This is a genomic window from Streptomyces sp. NPDC046881 (assembly GCF_040645015.1).
GTDB lineage: Bacteria > Actinomycetota > Actinomycetes > Streptomycetales > Streptomycetaceae > Streptomyces.
This window is the reverse complement of record NZ_JBEYXJ010000079.1, coordinates 1-18127: the sequence shown is the minus strand read 5'-3', so window position 1 is coordinate 18127 and position 18127 is coordinate 1. Positions and strand designations below refer to the sequence as shown.

The 18127-nt window shown below is 71.1% G+C and carries 14 protein-coding genes; 4 read left to right on the top strand and 10 right to left on the bottom strand.

What is annotated here, in order from left to right:
• Positions 1 to 75 precede the first annotated feature (75 nt).
• Both ABZ923_RS29400 and pta read right to left on the bottom strand, forming a co-directional pair.
• Entirely contained in the window at positions 76 to 1287 is a 1212-nt protein-coding gene (locus ABZ923_RS29400; RefSeq protein ID WP_361477305.1) for an acetate kinase, read from the bottom strand.
• On the bottom strand, positions 1284 to 3386 hold the full coding sequence (pta, locus tag ABZ923_RS29395; RefSeq protein WP_361477302.1) for a phosphate acetyltransferase: 2103 nt from the start codon (positions 3384 to 3386) through the stop codon (positions 1284 to 1286). Before pta ends, ABZ923_RS29400 begins: the two co-directional genes overlap by 4 nt.
• Positions 3387 to 3578: 192 nt before the next feature.
• Between pta and ABZ923_RS29390 the strand changes: the two genes are divergently transcribed.
• Positions 3579 to 4604: an ATP-dependent 6-phosphofructokinase gene (locus ABZ923_RS29390; protein WP_361477299.1), complete on the top strand. Its 1026-nt coding sequence runs from the start codon at positions 3579 to 3581 to the stop codon at positions 4602 to 4604.
• A gap of 10 nt (positions 4605 to 4614) precedes the next feature.
• Here ABZ923_RS29390 and ABZ923_RS29385 read toward each other — a convergent pair whose 3' ends face one another.
• The 6 genes from ABZ923_RS29385 to ABZ923_RS29360 form a co-directional block, all read right to left on the bottom strand.
• Positions 4615 to 5301, bottom strand: coding sequence for a helix-turn-helix transcriptional regulator (locus ABZ923_RS29385; RefSeq protein WP_361477296.1), 687 nt, complete (start codon positions 5299 to 5301; stop codon positions 4615 to 4617).
• 118 nt (positions 5302 to 5419) lie between these two features.
• Positions 5420 to 6247 (bottom strand): carbohydrate ABC transporter permease, encoded by an 828-nt coding sequence (locus ABZ923_RS29380; RefSeq protein WP_361477294.1) that lies wholly within the window; start codon positions 6245 to 6247, stop codon positions 5420 to 5422.
• Positions 6247 to 7110 carry a sugar ABC transporter permease gene (locus ABZ923_RS29375; protein ID WP_361477291.1) on the bottom strand — a complete coding sequence of 288 codons (864 nt, stop codon included), beginning with the start codon at positions 7108 to 7110 and terminating at the stop codon, positions 6247 to 6249. The genes ABZ923_RS29380 and ABZ923_RS29375 overlap by 1 nt, the downstream gene beginning before the upstream one ends.
• A complete protein-coding gene (locus ABZ923_RS29370) occupies positions 7107 to 8480 on the bottom strand; it encodes an extracellular solute-binding protein (RefSeq protein WP_361477288.1) in 1374 nt (457 codons plus the stop codon). The genes ABZ923_RS29375 and ABZ923_RS29370 overlap by 4 nt, the downstream gene beginning before the upstream one ends.
• An 89-nt stretch (positions 8481 to 8569) precedes the next feature.
• Positions 8570 to 10507, bottom strand: a complete 1938-nt coding sequence (locus tag ABZ923_RS29365) for a tetratricopeptide repeat protein (RefSeq protein ID WP_361477369.1) — start codon at positions 10505 to 10507, stop codon at positions 8570 to 8572.
• Positions 10508 to 10646: 139 nt separating this feature from the next.
• On the bottom strand, positions 10647 to 11495 hold the full coding sequence (locus tag ABZ923_RS29360; RefSeq protein WP_361477286.1) for a 5'-methylthioadenosine/S-adenosylhomocysteine nucleosidase: 849 nt from the start codon (positions 11493 to 11495) through the stop codon (positions 10647 to 10649).
• A 27-nt stretch (positions 11496 to 11522) separates the two neighbouring features.
• On the opposite strand from ABZ923_RS29360, the gene ABZ923_RS29355 reads away from it, so the two are divergent.
• Both ABZ923_RS29355 and ABZ923_RS29350 read left to right on the top strand, forming a co-directional pair.
• Positions 11523 to 12083, top strand: a complete 561-nt coding sequence (locus ABZ923_RS29355; RefSeq protein ID WP_361477283.1) for a hypothetical protein — start codon at positions 11523 to 11525, stop codon at positions 12081 to 12083.
• A complete protein-coding gene (locus ABZ923_RS29350) occupies positions 12076 to 14256 on the top strand; it encodes a tetratricopeptide repeat protein (protein WP_361477280.1) in 2181 nt (726 codons plus the stop codon). The genes ABZ923_RS29355 and ABZ923_RS29350 overlap by 8 nt, the downstream gene beginning before the upstream one ends.
• Here the strand turns inward: ABZ923_RS29350 and ABZ923_RS29345 are convergent.
• Both ABZ923_RS29345 and ABZ923_RS29340 read right to left on the bottom strand, forming a co-directional pair.
• On the bottom strand, positions 14138 to 14830 hold the full coding sequence (locus tag ABZ923_RS29345; RefSeq protein ID WP_361477277.1) for a response regulator: 693 nt from the start codon (positions 14828 to 14830) through the stop codon (positions 14138 to 14140). The two genes, ABZ923_RS29350 and ABZ923_RS29345, sit on opposite strands and share 119 nt — an antisense overlap.
• A complete protein-coding gene (locus tag ABZ923_RS29340; protein WP_361477274.1) occupies positions 14827 to 16455 on the bottom strand; it encodes a sensor histidine kinase in 1629 nt (542 codons plus the stop codon). The genes ABZ923_RS29345 and ABZ923_RS29340 overlap by 4 nt, the downstream gene beginning before the upstream one ends.
• Before the next feature lie 155 nt (positions 16456 to 16610).
• Here ABZ923_RS29340 and ABZ923_RS29335 point away from each other — a divergent pair, with 155 nt between their 5' ends.
• Entirely contained in the window at positions 16611 to 17999 is a 1389-nt protein-coding gene (locus ABZ923_RS29335) for a cation:dicarboxylase symporter family transporter (RefSeq protein ID WP_361477271.1), read from the top strand.
• The last annotated feature ends 128 nt before the right edge of the window (positions 18000 to 18127 follow it).

The window sequence follows — 18127 nt, the reverse complement described above, 5'->3', positions numbered from 1 at the left end:
CTATCGGTTTGTTTCGCTACGGAATATTCCGTCTGGCGGAAGATACAAATGAGTGCCACACCGCTCAGGTGCTATTCAGTTGTTCTTTCCCACCAGTGCGTAGGTCTGCGTCGCGATCTCCAGTTCCTCGTCGGTCGGCACCACGGCGACCGCCACCCGGGCGGAGTCCGGCGAAATCAGCCGGGGCCCGCCGCCGCGTACGGCGTTCCGCTCCGCGTCGACCGCCAGGCCCATGCCCTCCAGGCCCGCGATCGCCGCCTCCCGCACGGGGGCGGCGTTCTCGCCGACCCCGGCGGTGAAGGCCACCGCGTCCACGGTGCCGAGCACCGCGTAATAGGCGCCGATGTACTTCTTGAGCCGGTGAATGTAAATGTCGAAGGCGAGTGCGGCCTCTTCGTCGCCCTCGTCGATCCGGCGGCGGATCTCCCGCATGTCGTTGTCCCCGCACAGACCGAACAGACCGCTCCTCTTGTTCAGAAGAGTGTCGATCTCGTCCATGGACATATCCCCAACACGCGCCAAATGGAAGATGACGGCCGGATCCAGATCACCGGACCGCGTACCCATCACGAGCCCCTCCAAGGGGGTCAGCCCCATCGAGGTGTCCACGCAGCGGCCCTTCTGCACCGCGGAGGCGGAGGCGCCGTTGCCCAGGTGCAGCACGATCACGTTGACCTCGGACGGGTCCTTGCCCAGCAGCCGGGCGGTCTCCCGGGAGACGTAGGCGTGCGAGGTGCCGTGGAAGCCGTAGCGGCGGATCCGGTAGCGGTCGGCGATCTTCGGGTCGAGCGCATAGCGCGCCGCGGACTCTGGCATCGTCGTGTGGAAGGCGGTGTCGAACACGGCGACCTGGGGCAGGTCGGGGCGCAGCCCCTGCGCGGTGCGGATGCCGGTGAGATTGGCCGGGTTGTGCAGCGGGGCGACCGGGATCAGCCGCTCGATCTCGGTGAGCACCTCGTCGTCGATGACGGTGGGCTCGGTGAAGAACATCCCGCCGTGCACCACCCGGTGACCGATCGCGGCCAGTTCGGGGGAGTCCAGGCCGAGGCCGTCGCGGCCCAGCTCATCGGCGACCGCCTTCAGGGCGGCGTCGTGGTCGGCGATGGGGCCGGTGTGCTCCCGGGTGTCGCCGCTGGTGAGGCAGGTGTGCTCGATCCGGGAGGTCTGCTCGCCGATGCGCTCGACCAGGCCCACCGCGAGCCGGCTGCTGTCCCGCATGTCCAGCAGCTGGTACTTCACCGACGAGGAGCCGGAGTTGAGGACGAGGACACGAGTGGGGGAGGTCACTGCTGGGACGCCTTCTCGTTCGGGGACTGGGCGGAGTTCTGGGCCTGGATCGCCGTGATGGCGACGGTGGAGACGATGTCCTGGACGAGCGCGCCCCGGGACAGGTCGTTGACCGGCTTGCGCAGGCCCTGCAGGACGGGGCCGACGGCGATCGCGCCGGCCGAGCGCTGCACGGCCTTGTAGGTGTTGTTGCCGGTGTTCAGGTCGGGGAAGATCAGCACGCTGGCCTGCCCGGCGACATCGGAGTCCGGCAGCTTCGTCGCGGCGATGGACGGCTCGACGGCGGCGTCGTACTGGATCGGCCCCTCGATCTTCAGGTCCGGCCGGCGCGCGCGGACCAGCTCGGTGGCCTCGCGCACCTTGTCGACGTCGGCGCCCGACCCGGACGTGCCGGTGGAGTACGACAGCATCGCGATCCGCGGCTCCACGCCGAACTGCGCGGCCGTGCCCGCCGACTGGATGGCGATGTCCGCGAGCTGCTCGGCGTTCGGGTCCGGGTTGACCGCGCAGTCGCCGTAGACCAGCACCTTGTCGGCCAGGCACATGAAGAACACCGACGAGACGATCGAGGAGTCCGGCCTGGTCTTGATGATCTCGAAGGCCGGGCGGATGGTGGCCGCCGTGGAGTGCACCGAGCCGGACACCATGCCGTCGGCCATGCCCTCCTGGACCATCAGGGTGCCGAAGTAGTTGACGTCGGAGACGACGTCGTAGGCCAGCTCGACGGTGACGCCCTTGTGGGCGCGCAGGGCCGCGTACTGCTCGGCGAAGGCGTCCCGCAGCTCGGAGGTGGCCGGGTCGATCAGCTCGCTGTCGCCGAGGTCGATGCCGAGGTCGGCGGCCTTCTTGCGGATCTGGTCGGCCGGGCCGAGCAGGGTCAGGTCGCACACGCCCCGGCGCAGCAGCACCTCGGCCGCGTGCAGCACCCGCTCCTCGGTGCCCTCCGGCAGGACGACCCGGCGCTTGTCGGAGCGGGCCTGCTCCAGGAGCTTGTGCTCGAACATCATCGGGGTGACCCGGTCGCTGCTCGGCGCGGAGACCCGGCGGGCCAGGCCGGCGGTGTCGGTGTACCGCTCGAACAGGCCGAGCGCGGTCTCCGCCTTGCGCGGGGTGGCCGCGGTCATCTTCCCCTCCATGGAGAAGAGCTGCTCGGCGGTGGGGAAGCTGTTGCCGGACACCGAGAGCACGGGGGTGCCCGGGGCGAGGCGGGCGGCCAGGGTGAGGATCTCCTCGCTCGGCACCTCGTTCAGGGTGAGCAGCACGCCGGCTATCGGCGGGGTGCCGGCGCTGTGCGCGGCGAGCGAGCCGACGACCAGGTCGGCGCGGTCGCCCGGGGTGACGACCAGGCAGCCCGGGGTCAGGGCGCCGAGGAAGTTCGGCAGCATCGCGCCGCCGAAGACGAAGTCCAGCGCGTCGCGGGCGAGCCCGGAGTCGTCGCCGAGCAGCACCTTGGCGCCGAGGGCCTGGGCGATCTGGGCCACCGTCGGCGCGGACAGCGCGGGTTCGTCGGGCAGGACGTACGTCGGCACCGGCAGCCGGTCGGCGAGCCGCTCGGCGATCTCGTCGCGGTCCTCGCGGGCCACCCGGTTGGCGACCATGGCCAGCACGTCGCAGCCGAGGCCGTCGTAGGCGCGGTAGGCGTTGCGGGTCTCGGCCAGCACGGACGCGGCGGACTGCTTGCGGCCGCCGACCACCGGGATCACGGAGGCGCCGAACTCGTTGGCGAGCCGGGCGTTCAGGGACAGCTCGTCCGGCAGCTGGGTGCCGGCGTAGTCGGTGCCGAGGACCAGGACGACGTCGTAGTCCCGGGCCACCAGGTGGAAGCGGTCGACGAGGGCGGAGACCAGCTCGTCGGTGCCCTGCTCGGCCTGGAGCGCGGACGCCCGGTCGTAGTCCATGCCGTAGACGGTCGCCGGGTCCTGCGAGAGGCGGTAGCGCGCCCGCAGCAACTCGAACAGCCGATCGGGGCCGTCGTGGACGAGCGGACGGAAGACCCCCACCCGGTCGACCTGCCGGGTCAGGAGTTCCATGACTCCCAGCTCCACGACCTGGCGGCCGTCACCGCGGTCGATCCCGGTCACGTACACGCTGCGCGTCACGTGTCCACTCCGTTCCTCTTGTCGCTCGTGTCGCCTCTTTGGCATAAAAATCGCCCACCAAGGTGAGCAGAACCCTCTTGACAATACCCCCGCCGACGGATAAGGCGCCCGTCAGGACTTCACCTGCTCGGCGGACGTGAAAGAATCGACATCGGCTCACCGGCACCGACAGCGAGCAGGAGACACAGCACGATGCGCATCGGAGTTCTCACCGCAGGCGGCGACTGCCCCGGCCTGAACGCCGTGATCCGGTCGGTCGTGCACCGGGCGGTGGCGCAGTACGGCGACGAGGTCATCGGATTCGAGGACGGCTACCGGGGTCTGCTGGACCGCCACTACCGCACCCTCGACCTGGACGCGGTCAGCGGCATCCTGGCCCGCGGCGGCACCATCCTCGGCTCCTCCCGGCTGGAGCGCGACCGGCTGCGCGAGGCCTGCGAGGGCGCCGCGGACATGGTCGAGGAGTTCGGCATCGACGCGCTGATCCCGATCGGCGGCGAGGGCACGCTGACCGCGGCCCGCATGCTCTCCGACGCCGGCCTCCCGGTCGTCGGCGTCCCGAAGACCATCGACAACGACATCTCCTCCACCGACCGCACCTTCGGCTTCGACACCGCCGTCGGCGTGGCCACCGAGGCCATGGACCGCCTCAAGACCACCGCCGAGTCCCACCAGCGCGTGATGGTCGTGGAGGTCATGGGCCGGCACGCCGGCTGGATCGCCCTGGAGTCCGGCATGGCCGCCGGCGCCCACGGCATCTGCCTGCCCGAGCGGCCGTTCGACCCCGCCGACCTGGTCAAGATGGTCGAGGAGCGGTTCGCCCGCGGCAAGAAGTTCGCCGTCATCTGCGTCGCCGAGGGCGCCCACCCCGCCGAGGGCTCCATGGACTACGGCAAGGGCGAGATCGACCAGTACGGCCACGAGCGCTTCCAGGGCATCGGCACCGCCCTCGCCTACGAGCTGGAACGGCGCCTCGGCAAGGAGGCCAAGCCGGTCATCCTCGGCCACGTCCAGCGCGGCGGCGTCCCGACCGCGTACGACCGCGTCCTCGCCACCCGCTTCGGCTGGCACGCCGTCGAGGCCGCCCACCGCGGCGAGTTCGGCCGGATGACCGCCCTGCGTGGCACCGACATCGTCATGGTGCCGCTCGCGGAGGCGGTCACCGAGCTGAAGACCGTGCCCAAGGACCGGATGGACGAGGCCGAGTCGGTCTTCTAGGCCGTATCCGTCAGGTCCGCTTCTCCACCGCTGCCCAGAAGTGCTCCACGAGCCGGTCGAGGAACTCCCGCCCGGACTCGCTGGCACTCCTGCTGCCGCCGCCCCAGCTGAGGGTGGCGGCCATGTGCCCCTGGTAGTCCTCGTGCAGTTCCTGCAGCGCCCCTTCGAGGACGTCCGGCTCCAGGGGCGCCAGCCTGCGCACCGGCCGTACGTAGGCCTGCCAGCGTGTGGTCACCGCGCTGCGCAGCAGCTCGGCAAGCTTCGCCTCGCGGCCGGTGACGGCCACGAAGTCGGGCAGGGCCAGGTCGAGGACCTGGGCGAGCACCGCCGACTGGCGCTCGTTGCCGCGCCACTGCCCGCTCTCCTCCATGCGCAGGTACGACCGCACGTCCACGCCGACGGCACGGGCGACGTCCTCGGGGGCGACGGCACGGGCGATGCGGTGCTCGCGCAGGGTCCGCGGCCGGCCGAACAGTTCCCCCGGGGAGCACCACAGCACGCCCGCCAGCGCGGTGAGCTCGGGGTGGCTCGGCGCGGCCGTACCGCGTTCCCAGGCGACCACGAGGTCCGGTGTGACGTAGGGCAGTCCGTACGAGACCCGCATGCCGTACGCGACGTGCTCGGGGCCCATGCCGAGCGCGGCGCGCAGTCTGCGGGCGGCCGGAGCGTTGAAGAGAGGAGCTGAGGGTTCACGCACCCGGCACAAGCTAGGGGGCCGCACCCCGGATGGCTACGGTCCGTTCAGCCAGGACCACGGATTGTACGAAAGCACAGTTCCGGCTGTTCGGTATGTAACGGACGGACCACCCTTTCCCTCACCCCTTGACCGCGCCGCCCAGCGCGAATCCGCCGCCCAGCCGCCGCGCCACCAGGACGTACAGAAGGATCACCGGCGTCGAGTAGAGGACGGAGAACGCGGCGAGCTGACCGTAGGCGACCATGCCCCGGTTGCCGAAGAAGTCGTTGATGCTCACCGAGGCCGGCATCCGGTCCGGGGTGAGCAGCAGCATGAACGGGACGAAGAAGTTCCCCCACATCATCACGAACGAGAACACGGTCACCACGGCGAGCCCCGGCCCCATCAGCGGCAGCACGATCCGCAGCAGGGACTGTGCCGCCGACGCCCCGTCGGTCCAGGCCGCCTCCTCCAGTTCCCGCGGCACGCCGTCCATGAAGTTCTTCATCAGCCAGATCGCGAACGGCAGCTGGGAGGCGGCGAAGAAGAAGACCGTGCCCTGGAGGGTGTCGATCAGGTTCACCCGGACGAACAGGGCGTACACCGGCACCATGACCGCCGTGATCGGCAGGCTCGTCGCGAACAGGATCGTCAGCAGGAACGGCCGGTTCAGCCGGGACCGGAACCGGGACAGCGGATAGGCGGCGAGGGCGGCGCAGCCGACGGTCAGCGCCGTGGCGCCCCCGCACAGCACCAGGCTGTTGAGCAACGGCGTGTAGGTGATGTCCGGGGTCAGGACCGCCCGGAAGTTGTCCAGGGTGACCCCGTCCGGGACCCGGACCCGCAGACCGGCGTGCGGATCCACGGCGGACAGCAGCACCCAGGCGAGCGGCAGCACGAAGGCGGCGGCCACGGCCAGCAGCGCGAGGTCGGCGGCGGCCCGCCGGGCGGAGCGCTTCCCGGCCATCAGACCTCCGTCCGCAGCAGCCGCAGGTAGACGACGGAGAACAGGGAGCCGACGACCAGCAGGAGCAGGGCCACCGCGGTGCCGTACCCGATCATGCTGTTCTGGAAGGCCTGCTCGTACATGAACAGCGGCAGCGTCTGGCTCCGGTCGCCGGGGCCGCCCCGGGTCATCACCCAGATCAGCCCGAAGACGGACAGCGTCTGGAGCGTGTTGAGCATGAGGTTGGTGCCGATGGAGCGCCGGATCATCGGCAGCGTGATGTGCCACAGCCGCCGCCACCCGCCGGCCCCGTCCACCTCGGCGGCCTCCGTGATCTCGGCGGGGATCTCGTCCAGCGCGGCGGAGTACACGAGCATCGAGAACGCCGTCCCGCGCCAGACGTTGGCGAAGGACACGGCGAGGATGGGCAGCGTGAACAGCCAGTTCTGCCGGGGCAGGTGCAGCCAGTCCAGGATGGCGTTCAGGGTGCCCTCGCGCCGGAAGAACGCGTACAGCAGGAACCCGGCGACGACCTCCGGCAGCACCCACGCGGTGACGACGACGGCACCGGTCACGGTCCGGACGGGCTTCGAGGCACGCTTCATCAACGCGGCCAGCGCGAGCCCCAGCGTGTTCTGCCCGACGAGCGAGGACAGCACCGTGAACACCAGGGTCAGCCACACCGCGTTCAGGAACGCGTCGTCCCGGAACGCCCGGCGGAAGTTGGCGAAGCCGACGAACGAGGAGTGGGCCTGCCCGGTCAGCTGGAGGTCGGTGAAGGCGATCCAGACGCAGTAGGCGATCGGCCCGGCGAGGAAGAGCAGCAGCAGGACCAGCGCGGGGGCGAGGGGCAGGGCCCGGACGGCCGGGTTCCCGCGCCTCACTTCTCGACCACTCGGCCGCCGGTGACGTCCTCGACCGTGGCGTCGTAGCCGCGCGCCGCCTCCGCCACGGACTGGTCGCCGGTCGTGACCCCTTCCATGGCCTCCTGCACGGCGGTCGACACCTTCGGGTACGCCGGGTACGCGGGCCGGTAGTGCGTGCTCGCCACCAGGCCGGTGAAGAACGCGAGGCCGGGCTGGGCCTTCGCGTACGCGGGGTCGGAGGCGACGTCCTTCCGTACGGCGATACCGGAGTTGGCGATGTACCACTTCCGGGCGTTGTCCTTCGTCTGCATCGTCCGGACGAACGCGAAGGCGAGGTCGGGGTTGCCCGCCCTGGCCGGGATGGACCAGGTCCAGCCGCCGGACATGCTCACCCTGCCCGGCGCCTGCCCGTGTTGCGTCGGCATGGCGGCGAGCCCCAGCTGCTTCGACCAGTCCGGCCACTCGTGCCCGCTGCCCGGCAACCAGGCCTGCGGCAGCCAGGAGCCGTCGAGGGCGATGCCGAGCTTGCCCTGGGGGAGCAGTTCGCCGTTGACGGTGGTGTTGAAGTTCGGGTCGAGGGCGTCGGAGACGTCGGGGCCCAGCTTGTCCTTGTAGACGGTTTCGATGAAGCCGAGGGAGTCCTTGAAGGCCTGCGACCCCGTGATCCACTTCTTGCTGCCGCTGTCGTAGAGCGGATCCTGTGTGCCGTCGCCCGTGCCGTACAGAAGCATTTCGAAACCCTGCATGGTGGCCCGCTCACCGGCCGGCTTGCCGGTGTAGACGTTGAGCGGGATGACACCGGGGACCTTGCGTTTGATGGTCCGGGCGGCGGTGAGGACGTCGTCCCAGGTCTTCGGCTGCCAGTCGGCGGACAGCCCGGCCTTGGCGAACACCCGCTTGTCGAACCAGAGTCCGCGGGTGTCGGTCCCGTCCGGAACGCCGTACGTCTTCCCGTCCTGCCCCTTGGCCGCCGCCTTCGCGGTGTCGATGAACTGACGCCAGTCCGGCCACTTGGCGAGGTACGGGTCGAGCGGCTTCAAGTACCCGCTGGTGATGTCCGAGTTGATGAGGAAGGTGTCCTCGTAGACCAGGTCCGGAGCGGTCCGCGGTGAGCGCAGCATCTGCTGGAGCTTGGTGTAGTACTCGGCGTCCGGGGCCTTGATCGGCACGAACTCGACCTTTTTGCCGGGGTGTTCGTGCTCGAACTGCTTCTTGATCCCGGCGAGGTAGGTGTCCATCACCTTGACGGAGTTGTCGGTGGACTGCTTGTACGACACCTTGATCGTGTCCGGGTCGCTGCCGGAGCCGCTGCCGCAGGCGGTGAGGGCGGTGGCGGCGAGGGCGGCGGTGAGGAGGAGAGGAAGGGCGGCGGTGGGGCGCACGGGCATGACCTCCTGAGCACACGTGGGGGTGGCGCGGAGATTGCTGCGGTGTGAAGGTATGAGGGGCGGTCTGGTGGGGTCAATGCGTGTGCGGGTCAATCCGGGAGTTCGTCGGCTCGGGCGCGGGACTGGGCGGCTCGGTCCGGGGCGTTGGCACGGGTGAAGGCGTCGGCGGCCTGGAGGTAGGCGGTGCGGGCTTCGGCGGGGCGGTCGGCGGCCTTGTAGGCGAGGGCCAGGTTGTTCAGGCCTTGCCCGGCGCCGTACCAGTCCTCGAACTCCAGACGAGGCCCATGGGACTTGCAGTGAGCCGCAATCGCCTCTTCCAGGCGGCCTGCCTCCCGAAGAGCGGTGCCGAGGTTGTTCCACGCACCGGCGGCGCCGTGGCGGTCCCCGGCGGCCTGGTACAGGTCGCGGGCCCGGGTGTGGGCGTCGATCGCCTCTTCCACCCGGCCCGCTGTCCGCAGGGCGAGGCCGAGGTTGTTCCACACGATGGCGCCACGGTGGCGGTCCCCGGCGGTCTGGTACAGGTCGCGGGCCTGAGTGTGGGCGTCGATCGCCTCTTCTCCCCGGCCCGCCATCCGCAGGGCGAGGCCGAGGTTGTTCCACGCACCGGCCGCACCCTGGCGGTCTTGTGCGGCCAGGTACAGGTCGCGGGCCCGGGTGTGGGCGTAGATCGCCTCTTCCACCCGGCTCGTCATCCGCAAGGCCAGGCCGAGGTGGTCCCACGCGATGGCCTCGTCCAGCTGGTCCCCGGCAAGGCGGGCGGCCTCCCGCGCCGCCTCCGCCACGATGATCCAGTCGTCGGAATACCGCCGCCAGGCCAGGTATTCCCCTAGAGATACGGCCAGCCCCACCGCCGCGTCCGCGAACCTCTCCTGCCGCCCCCACTCCACCGCAGCCACCAGAGCCGCCCGCTCACCGTCCAGCCACGCCAACGCCTGTGCCCGCTGCTCGAACCGCTCCGGCTCCTTCTTCCCCGGCAGCCACCGCAAACGGTCGTCGGCCGCTTCCGCCCACCACCGGTAGAACTCCAGCACTCGCTTCCGCGCCGACTCTCCCTCCTTCCGCAGCCCCGGATTCCCCGCCACCACACTCGCCCCGAACTCCCGCACCAAGTCGTGCAATCGCCACCGCACCGCCGAAACAGTGCCGTCGCCGCCCCGCACCGGTGCGACGAGATGCGTGGCCGCCAAGTCCTCTAGCAGCGACAGCGCGGACGGCGTGTTCAGATCCGCGAGGGCCGCGACCGCCTCCGTCCCCGTCTCCACCCCTGGAGCCAGGCAGAGCAGCCGCAGCATGCGGGCCTGGTCAGGCGGCAGGCGGCGGTAGGAGGTCTCCAGCACAGGACGCAGCACGAGGGAGCGTCCGTAGAGGTCCGCTCCAGGGCTGCCGTTGTCGAGAACGGCAGCCGCGTCCCCCGCGTCCCGGATCTCGGTCACCACGGACGCGATGTCCCGGTACCGGCGCCGGCGCAGCATGCCCGCCGCGATCTGCAACGCCAAGGGCAGGTGACCGCACAGATCCACCAGCTCACGCAGCGCGGCGGGCTCGCGTGCCGGGCGGTCGTCGCGTTCGTCGGTGTCGTGCAGGGCACGGGTGATCAGGGCGACCGAGTCATCGGGGGCGAGCGTCTCAAGGTCGATCAGGCGTACCGGGAGTGCGTCGCAACGGTCCCGGGAGGTGATGAGCACCCGATGCTGGTCCGTGCCGGGCAGCAGCGGCACGTACTGGGACGGGTCCGACGCGTTGTCCAGGATGAGGAGCATGCGGTCCCGGCGTTCGGCGAGGAGCGCGCGGTACGCGTCGTACTGGCGCTCGGTCGTCGGCGGCAGGTCCCGGTCCCGTACGCCCAGCGCGTCGAGCAGGGCCAGGACCGCCTGGTCGGCCGTGACCGGGTCGTCGTCGTACCCACGCAGGTCCACGAAGAGCGTCCCGCCCGGGAACCATCCCTCCGCGCGCGCCCGGTGCGCCGCCTCCAGGGCGAGCGCGGTCTTGCCGATGCCGCCCATGCCGGTGACGGCGAAGATGAGCAGCGGGAGCGCGGACGTGTCGTCGTCGCCGGGTGCGAGGTGGGGGAGCAGGCGGTCCAGCTCCGCCGACCGGCCGGTGAAACCCAGCGGACGGGCCGGCAGGGCGGCGGTCGCGCGCGGGACCGGGCCGTGGGCCGTGCCCTTACCGGCCTCCGACCTGCTTACCGGTGACGGGTCCGTAGAAGGTGCCGCCCCGGAAGTCGATGTGGTCGCCCGCGTAGCGTGCTTGGGGTCCCTCCTGGGAGTCGCCGGGACCGGTGCCGCGGGGCTGGTGCTTGCGCAGCAGTTCGACCGCCACGGTCGCCGCGTGCGCGGCCGCCCGCTGCTGGGAGCCGCCGGCGTCGGCCCGCCGCTTGTTGCGGTCCGCGCGGTCGCTGACGCCCCGCACGACGAGTGCGTCCAGCTGTCCGCTCAGGTGGGCCGCCAGGGCCGCTCCGGAGCCCTCCATCTCGATGGCGCCCGCGTCGTTGTAGTGGGCGTCGAGGTGCCGGGCGATGTCGGACCTGTTGTCGGCCAGGACCACGTCGCCGGTCGCGATCGGCGCGAAGTGCACCCGTATCTCCGGCAGGTCCCGGGCCACGGAACGCGCCGCCTGTTCGAGCGCGTGCGAGCCGGGCAGGGCCTTCGGGCGGACCTTGAAGCCGTCGGGGGTCTGCTTGCCGCCGTGGATCTCGTAGACCTGGGTGCCCACCACGACGTCGCCGATCTCGATGTCGTCCTTCAGGCTCCCCGCGACCCCCACGAACAGGACGGCCTCGGGGTGCAGCCAGTCGATGAGCTGGGCCGTGAGCGCGGCGGCGCGCTCGGCCCCCACTCCCAGCTCGCTGATCGCCAGGTGCCAGGCACTGTCCGGCAGCCGGCCCGTCTCGACGCGGGTCCCCTTGGTGTGGACGATTTCCTCCCGCTCCGGGATGTACGCCCGGACAGCGGCGTATTCCAGGGGCAGTGCGGTCAGGACCAGAACAGTGGATTGAGTCTCCGGCACACTCATAAGGTACTGCTGGGGGAAGGGGCATGTGTGCCGGAACGAGACGTCACCGTGGGGCAGTTGCTGCTCACCGAGTACCAGACCGTGAAGGACGAGCAGAAGACCCGGATCGGCTTCCGGGACAACCTGCTCTACGTCACCCTCACGGTGGTGGCGGCCGTCATCGCCGCGGCGGCCCAGGCCAAGCAGCCGGCGATGCTGCTCGCGCTGCCGCCGGTGTGCGTCGTGCTGGGCTGGACGTATCTGGTCAACGACCAGAAGATCTCGGCGATCGGGGCCTACGTGCGGGCCGAGTTGGGGCCCCGGCTCGCCGCGCTGGCCCGGGCCGAGGGCGGCGAGGTGTTCCGCTGGGAGACCGCGCACCGGGGGGACGCCCGGCGCTTCTCCCGGAAGGTCGTGCAGTGCGTGGTCGACCTGCTGGCCTTCTGCGTCGTGCCGTTGAGCGCGCTCGTCGTGTACTGGGCGGGCGGTGACGTCTCGGCCGGTCTGCTGATCGTGTCCGTGCTGGAGGCGGTCGCGGTCGTGGGGCTGGGGGTGTGCGTGGTGCAGTACGCCGTGCCGTTCGGGGCGGGGGTGGCGGCGGGTGAGTGATGTCGTCGACTTCCGGGGCGGGGACTTCCGGGGGCCGGTCATCGGGAAGGCGGAGTACACGCAGCAGGCGCCGGCGCCTACGGCACTGGACGCGCTGCCGCCGGCGGCCGCCGGGTTCACCGGTCGCGACGAGGAGTTGGGGCGGCTGCGGGCCGCGCTGGATCCCTCGGCCGCCGACGCCGAACAGGCCGTGCTCGTCACCGCCGTTTCCGGGCTCGGCGGCATCGGGAAGACGGCGCTGGCGGTGCAGGCGGCGTACGCGGCGCGGGAGGCGGGGTGGTTCCCGGGCGGGGTGCTCTTCGTGGACCTGCACGGGTACGACGACGTGCCGGTCACCGCGGACCAGGCGCTGCAGTCCCTGCTGCGGGCGCTCGGTGTGGATCCCGAGCACATCCCGGCCACGGCGGACGAGCGGGCGGGGCTGTACCGGTCGGTGCTGGCCGAGCGGGAGGCGGTGCTGATCGTCGCCGACAACGCGTCGTCGCCGGAGCAGGTGAGGCCGTTGCTGCCGGGGGGCTCGAAACACCGGGTGCTGGTCACTTCGCGGGACCGGCTGGCGCAGCTGGGGGCTCGGCTGGTGCCGTTGGACCAGCTGACGCCCGAGGCGGCGTACGAACTCCTCGACCGGGCGCTGCGGATCGCGGACCCGGATGACGGCAGGGTCGCGGGGGACCCGGAGGCGGCGGCGCGGCTGGCGGGACTGTGCGGGTATCTGCCGCTGGCCTTGCAGATCGCGGTGGCGTTGCTGGCGGAGGACCCGGGCAAGCCGGTGGCGGAACTCGCCGACGAACTGGCCACGTCGTACAACCGGCTCGCCGCCCTGGACGACGGTAACCGCAGCGTGCGTGCCGCCTTCGACCTGTCGTACCGACGCCTCCCGGCCGGCCAGGCCCGTTTGCTGAGCCTGCTCGCCCTCGCGCCGGGGCCGGAGGTGAGCGAGGAGATGGCCGCCGTGCTGCTCGGGGTGGAGGAGGCTCCGTCGCGGGACCTCAGGGCTCTGGCACGCGCGCATCTGGTGGAGCGGGGCAACAACCGGGAGTGCTGGCGGATGCACGACCTGGTGCGTGCGTTCGGGGTGATCGAGCTGGGGCAGGACACGGAGACGCGAGATGCGGCGCGCAAGCGACTGCTCGCGCACTACTACCGGTGGGCGGACGCGGCCGATGACCGGTTGAGGTGGTTTCCGGGGGAGCCGGAGCCGGACCGCTTCGCCACCCGGGCCGAAGCACTGGCCTGGCTGGACCGGGAGCGCGAAGGGCTGGTCGCCGCGGTGCAGTGGGCGCGCGAGGAGGCGTACGCCGAGATCGCTGTGTGGCTGGCTCTGTGCTTGAGCGGGTATCTGAAGTGGCGCCGGTACTTCGACGCCCAGATCGCCGTCACCGTCGTGGCCCGAGAGGTCTCGCACCGAAGGGGTGACCGCAGCGGTGAGGCATTGGCGTGGAACAACCTCGGCATCGCCTTCCGCGCGGTGGGCCGCGTGGCGGAGGCGGTCGACGCCCACCTCCGCAGCCGCGAGCTGCGCCGGGAACTCGGCGACCGCGCGGGTGAGGCGATGGCGTCGAACAACCTGGGCATTGCCCTCCAAGAGGCGGACCGGCTGGAGGAGGCCATCGCGGCACACATCCGCGCGCGCGATCTGTACTGGGAACTCGGTGACCGCGACGGGGAGGGGATGGCGTGGAACAACCTCGGCAACGGCCTCCAGGACGCGGACCGGCTGGAGGAGGCCATCGCGGCACACATCCGCGCGCGCGACCTGAGCCATGCCCTGGGCAACCGCCAGGGCGAGGCGACGGGGTGGTACAACCTCGGAAACGGCTTGAGACGGGTGGGGCGGTCGGATGAGGCCGTGGAGGCGTACGGCAAAGCACTGGAGATCGAAACAGAGTTCGAGGACTGGTACGGGGTCGGCCAGACTCTGCAGAACCTGGCAGGCGCGCACATCGAAACCCGCCGTCCGGCCGAAGCCCACGCCCACTACCTGCGCGCCGCCGAGGCCTACGCCCGGGCCAACGCCCCCGTAGAGGCCGCCCAAGCCCTCCAGGCCGCCTCCCTCACCGCCCCTGAACCCCCCACCGATACACCAGCTCCGGCCTCCCCACCTGCCCGTACAACGGACTTCGCCCAGCCCGCCCCGCCTCCACCAGATGTTCCAGATACCGCCGGGCGGTGATCCGCGAGATCCCCACCGCTTCGGCCACCCCCGCCGCCGTGAGGCCTTCCTCCGCCTCCCGCAGAGCGGACGTCACCCGCTCCAGCGTCGGCCCGCTCAACCCTTTCGGAAGCGCCGCAGGCGACGGTGCTCGCAGCACCGCCAGCGCCCGGTCCACCTCGTCCTGGCCGCTCGCCTCGCCCACCGCCGCGTGGAACTCGGCATAGCGCGCCAGCCGGTCCCTCAGCGTCGCGAAAGTGAAGGGTTTCAGGACGTACTGGACGACCCCCAGCGAGACCCCCTCCCGCACCACCGCCAGGTCCCGCGCCGAGGTCACCGCTATCACGTCGGCGTGGTAGCCGGCGGCCCGCAGGGACCGGGCCAGCTGCAGGCCGTGGACGTCCGGCAGATGGAGATCGAGCAGCAGCAGGTCCACCGCCGTACGGTCCAGGATCCGCCGCGCCTCCGCCCCCGTGTGCGCCTTCCCGACCGCGACGAACCCCGGCACCCGGCCGACGTACAGCACGTGCGCGTCGGCGGCCACCGGGTCGTCCTCGACGACGAGGACGCGGATGGGCTGCTGCTCGTTCGTCATCTGCCGCCGCCCAGGGGTGTGCGCAACGGCAACCGCACCTCGAACACCGCTCCGCCCTCGCCGTCCTCGCCGGACTCCGTCACCGTCAGCGTGCCCTCGTGGCGGTTCACCGCCTGCCGGACCAGGGCCAGCCCGAGTCCCCGCCCGCCGGGTCCGGCCGGCTTGGTGGAGAACCCCCGCTGGAATACCAGGTCGGCGTGGTCCGGGTCGACCCCCGGTCCGGTGTCCGACACCCGGAGCACCACTTCGGCGGCCGTAGCGTACGCCGTCACCGTCACCCGTGCCCGCACGCTGCCCTGCGCCGCGTCCACCGCGTTGTCGATCAGGTTGCCGAGGATCGTCACCAGGTCGCGGGCGGACACGCTCTCCGGGAGCAGTCCGTCGTCCAGCCGGCTGTCCGGCGAGACCACCAGCTCCACACCCCGCTCGTTCGCCAGCGCGGTCTTGCCCAGCAGCAGCGCGGCCAGGACCGGCTCGCTCACGGCGGCCACCACCTGGTCGGTCAGGGCCTGCGCCAGCTCCAGCTCGGCCGTGGCGAACTCCACCGCCTCCTCGGCCCGGCCCAGCTCGATCAGGGAGACGACCGTGTGCAGCCGGTTCGCCGCCTCGTGTGCCTGGGAGCGCAGGGCCTGGGTGAAGCCGCGCTCGGAGTCCAGTTCGCCCATCAGGGACTGGAGCTCGGTCACGTCACGGAGTGTCACGACCGTGCCGCGATGCTCGCCCCCCGAGACCGGGGAGGTGTTCACGACCAGCACTCGGGACTCCGTCAGGTGTACCTCGTCCACCCGGGGCTCGGAGGACAGCAGGGCGCCGGTCAGCGGGGCCGGCAGGCCGAGGTCGGCCACCGAGCGGCCGATCGCCTCCTCCTCGGGGCCCACGCCCAGGAGTTCCCGGCCGCCGTCGTTGATCAGCGCCACCCGGTACTGGCCGTCCAGCATCAGCAGCCCTTCCCGGACGGCGTGCAGCGCCGCCTGGTGGTAGTCGTGCATCCGGCTCAGCTCGGTGGCGTTCATGCCGTGGGTGTGGCGGCGCAGCCGGGCGTTGATCACGTAGGTGCCGACCGCGCCGAGCAGCAGCGTTCCGCCGGCCACCCCGAGCAGGGCCGCGACCTGGTCCTGGACCCGGGCGCTGATCGTCTCCACCTTGATGCCGGCGCTGACCAGACCGACGATCCGGCCGTTGTCGGTGACGGGGGTCACCGCGCGGACGGACGGTCCGAGCGTGCCGGTGTAGGTCTCGGTGAAGGTGTGACCGTGCTGGGCGGGGCCGATGTTGCCGAGGAAGCGTCCGCCGATCTGGTTGCGGTCGGGGTGGGTCCAGCGGATGCCGGACGGGTTCATGATCGTGACGAAGTCGACGTCGGCGTCCCGCATGACCTGGAGGGCGTACGGCTCCAGCCGGGCCGTGGGGTCGGCGGTGCGGATCGCCACGCGGACCGAGGGGGAGTCGGCGATGGACCGGGCCACCGCCGTGGCCTGCCGGGCGGCGGCGTCCTCGGCCTGCCGCTGGTCGTTGACGTAGGTGAACAGCGCGTACCCGGCCACGACCACCGCGATCAGCACGGCCTGCATGGCGAACAGCTGGCCGGCCAGGCTGCGGGGCCGGGGGAGGGTGGGCAGACGCATGTCAGCAGTGTGCCTCTCCGGTTAAGCGTGAACTAAATGAACGGAAGGGTGACCGCCCTCACAGGCCGGGAGATAGTCACGGCATTCCCCAATAACGCCCGGACGTGAGCCGCACGCCGGTAGTTACGCCGACGAAGACGTCAAGGAGGGCAGTCGTGGCCGCCAGCACCCCCGATACGGCACCTGCCGCAGCCCGCGTGAAGCGGGACCGGACCCATTACCTGTACATCGCCGTCATCGTGGCGGTCGCGCTCGGCATCGCCGTGGGCCTGATCTGGCCCGACGCCGCGGTGGAGCTGAAGCCGCTGGGCACCGGATTCGTGAACCTGATCAAGATGATGATCTCGCCGATCATCTTCTGCACGATCGTGCTCGGCATCGGATCCGTACGGAAGGCCGCGAAGGTCGGCGCCGTCGGCGGCATCGCCCTCGGCTACTTCCTCGTGATGTCGCTCGTCGCGCTCGCCATCGGGCTCGTCGTCGGCAACGTGCTGCACCCCGGTGACGGGCTGCACATCACCAACGCGATCAAGGCGACCGGGCACAGCCAGGTCTCGCCCGACGCGCTGCCGCCGGTGGACTTCGTCCTGTCGATCATCCCGACCACGTTCGTGTCCGCCTTCACCGAGGGCCAGGTCCTGCAGACCCTGCTCGTGGCCCTGCTCGCCGGGTTCGCGCTGCAGGCCATGGGCTCGGCCGGACAGCCGGTGCTGCGCGGCATCGAGCACATCCAGCGGCTGGTCTTCCGCATCCTGTCCATGGTGATGTGGGCCGCGCCCATCGGTGCGTTCGGCGCGATCGCGGCCGTGGTCGGCTCCGCGGGCATCGACGCGCTCAAGAGCCTCGCCGTGCTGATGCTCGGCTTCTACGTCACCTGCTTCCTGTTCGTCTTCGTGGTGCTCGGCGCGCTGCTGCGGATCGTCGCGGGCCTGAACGTCTTCTCCCTGTTCAAGTACCTCGGCCGCGAGTTCCTGCTGATCCTGTCGACGTCCTCGTCGGAGTCCGCGCTGCCCCGCCTCATCGCCAAGATGGAGCACCTGGGCGTCAGCCGGCCGGTCGTCGGCATCACGGTGCCGACCGGGTACTCCTTCAACCTCGACGGCACGATGATCTACATGACCATGGCGTCGCTGTACATCGCGGACGCGCTGGGCACGCCGATGTCGGTCGGCGAGCAGATCCCGTTGCTGCTGTTCCTGCTGCTGGCGTCCAAGGGCGCGGCCGGGGTCAGCGGCGCCGGGCTCGCCACCCTGGCCGGCGGTCTGCAGTCGCACAAGCCGGCGCTGGTCGACGGGGTCGGGCTGATCGTCGGCATCGACCGCTTCATGAGCGAGGCGCGGGCCCTGACGAACTTCGCGGGCAACGCGGTCGCGACGGTGCTCGTGGGCACGTGGACCAAGGAGATCGACAAGGTACGGGTGCGCCGGGTGCTGGCCGGTGAGCTGCCCTTCGACGAGACCACGCTGCTGGACGAGAACCGGCCCGGGACGGCCGGGGTTCCCGAGGCGCAGCAGGACGGCGAGAAGGAACTCGCCAAGGCCTGAGCCGGGCATCGAAGCTCCGGACGTCCGGCCCCGCCTGAACCCGGGCCGGGCGTCCGGTCACGCCGCCGGGCGGCCAGGACGTGCATCGTGACCCCGGGCAGCGGGCGCCCGATGGGCACCGTGGTGCC

Coding starts and splice junctions, on each gene's coding strand:
- ABZ923_RS29360 (WP_361477286.1), bottom strand. CDS start 11,495: ATGAGTGTGCCGGAGACTCAATCCACTGTTCTGGTCCTGACCGCACTG.
- ABZ923_RS29345 (WP_361477277.1), bottom strand. CDS start 14,830: ATGACGAACGAGCAGCAGCCCATCCGCGTCCTCGTCGTCGAGGACGAC.
- ABZ923_RS29390 (WP_361477299.1), top strand. CDS start 3,579: ATGCGCATCGGAGTTCTCACCGCAGGCGGCGACTGCCCCGGCCTGAAC.
- ABZ923_RS29370 (WP_361477288.1), bottom strand. CDS start 8,480: ATGCCCGTGCGCCCCACCGCCGCCCTTCCTCTCCTCCTCACCGCCGCC.
- ABZ923_RS29380 (WP_361477294.1), bottom strand. CDS start 6,247: ATGGCCGGGAAGCGCTCCGCCCGGCGGGCCGCCGCCGACCTCGCGCTG.
- ABZ923_RS29340 (WP_361477274.1), bottom strand. CDS start 16,455: ATGCGTCTGCCCACCCTCCCCCGGCCCCGCAGCCTGGCCGGCCAGCTG.